The organism is Vibrio sp. V43_P6S15P86, from assembly GCF_009904725.1.
Lineage (GTDB): Bacteria > Pseudomonadota > Gammaproteobacteria > Enterobacterales > Vibrionaceae > Vibrio > Vibrio diabolicus.
Window position 1 is genome coordinate 1 of record NZ_WXWT01000289.1, and the last position, 6,960, is coordinate 6,960.

At 44.0% G+C, this 6,960-nt stretch carries 5 protein-coding genes; 4 read left to right on the forward strand and 1 reads right to left on the reverse strand.

What is annotated here, in order from left to right; all coding sequences use genetic code 11:
- Nucleotides 1–412: 412 nt before the first annotated feature.
- The 4 genes from CAG69_RS12950 (at nucleotide 413) to CAG69_RS12965 (ending at nucleotide 4,812) form a co-directional block, all read left to right on the forward strand.
- Nucleotides 413–2,044, forward strand: coding sequence for a methyl-accepting chemotaxis protein (locus CAG69_RS12950; RefSeq protein WP_012842212.1), 1,632 nt, complete (start codon nucleotides 413–415; stop codon nucleotides 2,042–2,044).
- Nucleotides 2,045–2,233: 189 nt separating this feature from the next.
- Complete coding sequence (gene alr / locus CAG69_RS12955) at nucleotides 2,234–3,463, forward strand: alanine racemase (protein ID WP_161444547.1); 1,230 nt, start codon at nucleotides 2,234–2,236, stop codon at nucleotides 3,461–3,463.
- A 312-nt stretch (nucleotides 3,464–3,775) separates the two neighbouring features.
- Nucleotides 3,776–4,507: an AzlC family ABC transporter permease gene (locus CAG69_RS12960; protein WP_161444549.1), complete on the forward strand. Its 732-nt coding sequence runs from the start codon at nucleotides 3,776–3,778 to the stop codon at nucleotides 4,505–4,507.
- On the forward strand, nucleotides 4,504–4,812 hold the full coding sequence (locus CAG69_RS12965) for an AzlD family protein (protein WP_005396412.1): 309 nt from the start codon (nucleotides 4,504–4,506) through the stop codon (nucleotides 4,810–4,812). The genes CAG69_RS12960 and CAG69_RS12965 overlap by 4 nt, the downstream gene beginning before the upstream one ends.
- A 140-nt stretch (nucleotides 4,813–4,952) precedes the next feature.
- Here CAG69_RS12965 and dld read toward each other — a convergent pair whose 3' ends face one another.
- Nucleotides 4,953–6,659 carry a D-lactate dehydrogenase gene (dld, locus tag CAG69_RS12970; protein ID WP_161444550.1) on the reverse strand — a complete coding sequence of 569 codons (1,707 nt, stop codon included), beginning with the start codon at nucleotides 6,657–6,659 and terminating at the stop codon, nucleotides 4,953–4,955.
- Nucleotides 6,660–6,960 lie beyond the last annotated feature (301 nt).

Here is a 6,960-nt window from a genome sequence, read left to right on the forward strand (position 1 = left end):
CGGTACAATTGGCATTCAATTAGGCCAAGAAACACTCGTTAGCTTTCATCAACTTTAAATCACACACATGTTGATGCCCGTAACTGCTTAGCTTGTAAACGCCTGACTAACGCGGATCGTAGTCACCACTCTCTTTAGCTCTGTAACATCTGTAACAATTGGAGCCCCTACTCTTGGCACTGTTTCACACGAAATATCATATTTTGTTACCGATAACTTTGCATCGAATGTGGTCGTACCTTTATAAAATCATTGACATTTTTTATTTTCAAAAAAAGCTCAATACATTATCGAAAATATCAATAAATAATGATAGCTTACACTCGTTGCAGTAATTTAATGGACATATATCACATATAAGGACGTGGTTTACTTTGGCGACACACCATAAGAAAAACAAGGTATATCACTAATGTCTATCAAGAATCTTTCTATAGCGAAAAAGATATCGCTATCGTTTTTACTCATTGCCATCGTCAACATTGCGTTTGGCGTGTTTTTATCTACAGAGCTCAAAAGCATTAAATCTGAGCTTTTAAACTATACCGATGATACGCTTCCTGCTATGGAAAGAGTAGATTCGATCCGAGATCACTTGTCTCGCTGGCGCCGAGCTCAGTTTGCGACATACACTTATGAAGACGCAGACCAAATCAGAAACAAAATTGCCAGCAACATTCGCGAACGTGAAAAGATCAGCAAAGAGCTCGATTCTTACGGTGAAACGATTTGGCCTGGTGAAGAGCAACAAACTTACCAGCGCCTTATGCGTCAGTGGAAAAAGTACTTGGTTACTATGGATCAGTACAACGAAGCGATGCTAGCCAACGACAAAAGCAAGGCCCACCCTATTTTGGCGAACTCTTTACCTGCTTTCGAAGCGGTTGACTCTGAGCTCGGTGAACTGATCCGTCTACTTAAAAATGCTATGGACAGTAACAAAACTCATATTCTTTCTTCTGTAAATGGATTGAGTAACTCGTCAATTGCGAGCAACGTGATTATTCTACTTATCATGGTAGGCATGACGTACGTGCTGACACGCCTTATCTGTGGCCCACTAAAACTTGTTGTCGAGCAAGCAAATGCCATCGCAACAGGTGACCTATCAAACGACATCGATCGTAAAGCCATCGGCAATGACGAGCTAGGTGAGCTGGCAGATGCGACCACTAAGATGCAAGATGACTTGCGCCAAGTTATCGACAACGTGATTGCTGCGGTCACACAGTTAAGCAGTGCAGTAGAAGAGATGAATCAAATCTCCGATATTTCTGCATCTGGTATGAAGGATCAACAATTGCAAATTACACACATTGCTACGGCAATGACAGAAATGAAAGCAGCAGTAGCCGATGTTGCACGTAATACTGAAGATTCAGCGAACCAAGCTAACGAAGCAAACCGTCGTACACAACACGGTGTTCGTGAAACGCAAGGCATGGTTGACGCGATTCATGAAGTTTCAAACGTAATTGGTGCTGCGGGCGATACTGTGGCAGAGCTTGAACAGCAATCGAATAAAATTAACGTTATTGTTGATGTTATCCGTGACATTGCCGATCAAACCAACCTACTTGCTCTTAATGCAGCCATTGAAGCTGCGCGTGCTGGTGAGTCTGGTCGCGGTTTTGCCGTGGTTGCGGACGAGGTTCGAACGCTTGCAGGCCGTACGCAAGATTCAACCAGCGAAATTACGTCGATCATTGAACAGCTACAATCGCTTGCAAAAGACGCGAAATCTGCGACAGAACTTTCTAGAACCAGTATCTCAGAATGTGCAGAGCAAGGCATTCAATCAAAACAGCTGATGAGCGACATTGAACACTCGATTTCTGATATCTCAGACATGGGCACCCAAATTGCCACGGCTTGTAACCAGCAAGACTCTGTTGCAGAAGAGCTTAACCGTAGCATTGAAAACATACACTTGGCATCTCAAGAAGTATCACAGGGCTCAGAGCAAACCGCACAGGCTTGTCGTGAGCTAAGCCAGCTGTCAATTTCTCTTAAAGATGTAATGAGCCGCTTTAAACTGAGTTAAACTCAGTTGATACCTTAGTTGATATTGAATCAACCTCGATTTGCACAAATTGAGTGCAATCACTGAGGTATATTGAATCATGATCTTCAAAAACGCTCCAAAGCACTACTTGGAGCGTTTTACTTCGTCAGGTACTTTCCCCAAGTACTCAATAACATAACCAATACAAAAAACGCGTACGGAGACTTTATGCGCTTAAATAAAACCTTACTATCACTGACTATCGCTGCTGCAACCGTTGCTCCTGCGATGCAAGCTACTGCTGCCCCTCTTCAAATTAGCAACACTGTAGTAAAAGCAGAACAAGTTCAAGGCGCTAACGCTTGGCTGGAAATAAACTTAGGTCAATTCCGCGATAATATTGAGCAGTTTAAATCGCACATGGATGGCAAAACGAAAATCTGCGCCGTGATGAAAGCCGACGCATACGGTAATGGCATCGCGGGCCTGATGCCGACTATTATCGAACAACAAATCCCTTGCGTTGCCGTTGCAAGTAACGCCGAAGCACAGACCGTTCGCGACAGTGGCTTTAAAGGTCAACTTATGCGTGTACGCTCGGCGGATATTGGCGAGATCGAAGCCGCAATCGGCCTAAATATCGAAGAGCTGATTGGTACTGCAGAGCAAGCCAAAGCACTGTCTAAGCTAGCAGAGAAAGTGGATAAAGAAATCAAAGTTCACCTTGCTCTTAACGATGGTGGTATGGGACGAAATGGCGTTGATATGACAACAAAAGCGGGCAAGCAAGAAGCGCTAGAAATCGCTCAACAAGCTGGCGTTAATATTGTTGGCATCATGACTCATTTCCCTAACTACAATGCAGACGACGTGCGCCAAAAATTAGCTTCATTCAAAGACAGTTCTACATGGCTGATTAAAGAAGCGAATCTAAAACGCGACAACATTTTACTGCACGTAGCTAACTCTTACACCGCGCTTAATGTTCCTGAGGCGCAGCTTGATATGGTTCGTCCTGGTGGCGTTTTATACGGAGACTTACCAACTAACCCTGAGTACCCTTCTATCGTGTCTTTCAAAACACGCGTGGCATCCGTTCACCACCTGCCAAAAAATAGCACAGTCGGTTACGACAGCAGCTACACAACAAGCAAAGAAAGCTTAATGGCGAACATTCCTGTTGGTTACTCTGATGGTTATCCACGAAAAATGGGGAATACAGCAGAAGTTCTGATCAATGGCCAACGTGCAAAAGTTGCGGGCGTTGCTTCAATGAACACTACAATGGTAGATGTTACAGGTATCAAAGATGTTGAGCCTGGTTCTGAAGTTGTTTTGTTTGGCTCCCAACAAGGCAAAACGATTTCAGCTGCTGAGATGGAAAAACACGCAGAAGTCATCTTCCCTGAGCTATACACGGTTTGGGGAAGCGCGAACCCTCGTGTCTACGTAAAATAAACCTACTCAGTTATTCGTAACAGAGCGAAAAAGCGAGCCTCGTGCTCGCTTTCTTTCTTATTTACTAATCTGTACTAGCTCGTGATGTTATCAATTAAACAGAGCTTACTATTTCTGTTATTTTACTCTCCTTTAGCACTACCAAGTGCGACTCTCTACACTCTGTTTCTTAAAGCCGCTTGGATGGCTCAATTTTATATAGCACTTAGTGTTTGAAAGCCCTTTCAATTGATGTTAAACATGAAGTTTACAAAAGAATAACAAACGCATTCATATGGCACTGCCCTTTTTGCCTGCTGGCTAGGTATCTCTATGACAGAAAATACTCAACATCTTCAGCGTTCCTCATCTGAGTTGCACGAATTTACTCGAGTCGACGTGTGGAACGGTTTCACCCAACTTTTACCTCTGTCCATGTTTGTGGTCATATTTGGCCTCGCATTCGGTGTTGCCGCCGTACAAACTGGACTAGATGTATTTCCCACTATGTTGATGAGCACACTGGTCTTCGCCGGTGCTTCACAATTTGCCACGCTAGAAATGTGGGGAGCAGAAGTACCTCTGATTCCAGTGCTTATTACTGTATTTGCTATTAATGCTCGTCACCTCTTGATGGGCGCTACGCTTTATCCATGGTTACGACAACTCCCACCGACAAAACGTTACGGCGTAATGCTGGTAGCATCAGACGCAAACTGGGCAATGGCACTCAATGCATTTGGTAGAAAAGAACCAGGTTTTGGTTTGCTTGTTGGCGGCGGCTTAGCGATGTGGTCGTTTTGGGTTGTCGGCACCTGGATCGGCATTTATTTTGGTAACGCAATCAAAGACCCGGTGAGCCTCGGACTCGATATGGTTATGGGATGCTTCCTGCTGTCTATGGTGGTGGCAGGGCCGAAAGACTTAAGAATCTTTGCGATTTGGGCCACAGCAGCAGCCTCTTCTATGTTGGCGTATTGGTATTTACCAGAGAATAGCCACGTAGTGGTTGGCGCCATTACTGGTGGAGTCTTAGGTGCTTGTTGGAAGGAGAAAAAAGCATGAACATCGAAACGAGCGTAGGTGGCACACTGCTTATCATCATCGCTATGGCGTTAGTCACGCTCATAACCCGCTGGGGCGGAGTATATGTCATGTCATTCATTCCAATTAGCGAACGGGTTCAACGTTTCATTACTGCGATGTCAGGTTCCGTATTGGTTGCCCTTTTAGCCCCACTAGCGGTTGAGGGTGATTACGGTGCTAGAGCAGCACTTTTTTCTACTGCTGTCGTCATGTTCATCGTGAAAAAGCCTCTGCCCGCAATTGCAGCTGGCATCATCGCAGCCGCCGCGGTACGCGCTATTTAACCGTTGTTTCGACGTCAATACCAGTCATCAATAAAAAGCCCCAAAACACGAAGCCCTGATGTCACGAGTGTCATCAGGGCTTATCTTATGCTCATTATTTTAACGATGATCAACGATATTAATCACGGTGAGATAGCAAATTACGCACAGCAGTTACAATTGCGCTTGTATTTGTCCATTTTGCCAATACCAGGGTTAAAGGTGTTGGTTGGATCTAGCTCGTGGTAAAACTTCTGCAGCGAATTTTCAGCTTCGTACAAGTGACCCACATTATGTTCTGCTGGGTATTTAGCACCACGGCTATTGAGGTGTTCTAGCATCAGCTTTTTCATCAACTTCGTGTCGGTCCCTTTTTTGAAAATGTAATCTTGATGGAATACATAACACATAAAGTGACCATAATAGAGCGCTTGAACAAGGTTCTTACTCACCGCTTCCGGTAAAGTTTCTAGCCACTCTTCATCATTACGTCGCAATGCGATATCAAGTGCAACGATGTCTTCTACGTCTTTTCGGTGAATCGTCTCGTAACGAATTGCTGCACCTGCTGCTGCAAAGCGATGTAAATAAGCTTTTTTACCCTCTTCCGGCGTACACTCGAAGAAATCACAGTCATCTTCAACTGCCCAAACTTCTTTGAGGTATTTTTGTGCCTCAGCAATACCACTATCACTCATTTTTAATACCAGGTGATGCTCATACTTATCGCGGAAATCCAGCATTCGTTCTGGTAAATGTTGTGGGAACAACTTACTCGCGTAGTACAAAATGGTATCCGGCAGATATTTACTAACAAACGGGACGCGCTCTAAGAAATTTTCTACTTTAGCTTTAAGTGCAAACATTTTTGGCAGTTTATCTGTGCCTAATAAGTCGATGGATAAAAAGACGTCTTTGCCGTACTTCTCTGCCATGTTGAAGATATCTCGATGCAAGTATTCTCCCATCTCAGGCAAGTTCTCAAACGTAGATAAGAAATCTTTTCGCAGCTTCGTCAGTTTCGCAGGATCATTGGTGCCAAGGTAAAAAACCTGCTCTTTTTCGGGTACTGGGTAGCTATCAACTCGAACGGCGAAAACACCCAATTTACCAGCGCAGCCACTGGCTTCAAATAATCGACGTTCATCGGCATTAAAGCGAGAAGGAATGTCAGAAGTCACGTCTCGAACACGTTCATCGTATTCTTTGTCTGATGCCATTCGCTCGTCATGAATGATCTTCGCTGGGTCAAAGTTTCCTTCTTGCAGGTTTGTCAGAATTTCTTCTGGCGTTTCACCTAACCCTTCAATACCAAGGTGATTAACCAGGTGTAACTGGCCTTGCTTATCGACCTGCGCATAGATCGCCAGTTCCGTGTAAGCAGGACCACGCTTGACTAACGCACCGCCTGAGTTATTGGCGATACCACCAACCACAGTGGCACCTAATGATGAAGAACCGATGATAGAGTGCGGCGCTCGGTTCACCGCCTTCAATTCTTTTTCCAATGAGTGCAAACTTGCACCAGGCAAGCATACCGCCTGCTTACCGCCATCTAATAAGTGAATCTTCTTGATTTTGGTAATATTGATCACAACCACATCACGGTCATAATCATTACCACTTGGAGCTGAGCCTTCTGTTAAACCCGTTTTGGCAGCCTGCATAATAATAATGCAGTTTGCTTCAACGCACTGTTTAATTATCTTCCATTGTTCTACAAGAGTATTAGGAAACACGATAGCAAGCGCAGTGCCACTACCTGAGCGAAAACCTGAGCGGTAGTATTTTGTTTTAACCTCGTCGGTTAGGACATTTTCTTCCCCAACGATAGTTTTAAATTCGTCAATCAGCTGCTTTTGTTTCATATCCGTATCTCTCGTTATTGTACTTCGCTCACATCACCGTTTAGTGACGGTAATGGGCGTTTGAGCCACTATAAGCAGTCCATTTATCGGCGTCTATGTCAGGCGGACGAACAATACGTAATCAATAAACAACAAACAAAATAATTCTTTATTTTTCTGTCACTTATCTTTCACATTTGAGAAATTTAATGTAAGAAACAGACCGTTTCTTAAAAGAAACAATAGCAAAACCATTTGTTAACAGTTGTGCGGGGTATCTTGTTATCAATATTAGTGAAGAAAACGAGGAGAAGCGTAAGCC

Coding starts and splice junctions, on each gene's coding strand:
- CAG69_RS12965 (WP_005396412.1), top strand. CDS start 4,504: ATGAACATCGAAACGAGCGTAGGTGGCACACTGCTTATCATCATCGCT.
- CAG69_RS12950 (WP_012842212.1), top strand. CDS start 413: ATGTCTATCAAGAATCTTTCTATAGCGAAAAAGATATCGCTATCGTTT.
- alr (WP_161444547.1), top strand. CDS start 2,234: ATGCGCTTAAATAAAACCTTACTATCACTGACTATCGCTGCTGCAACC.
- dld (WP_161444550.1), bottom strand. CDS start 6,659: ATGAAACAAAAGCAGCTGATTGACGAATTTAAAACTATCGTTGGGGAA.
- CAG69_RS12960 (WP_161444549.1), top strand. CDS start 3,776: ATGACAGAAAATACTCAACATCTTCAGCGTTCCTCATCTGAGTTGCAC.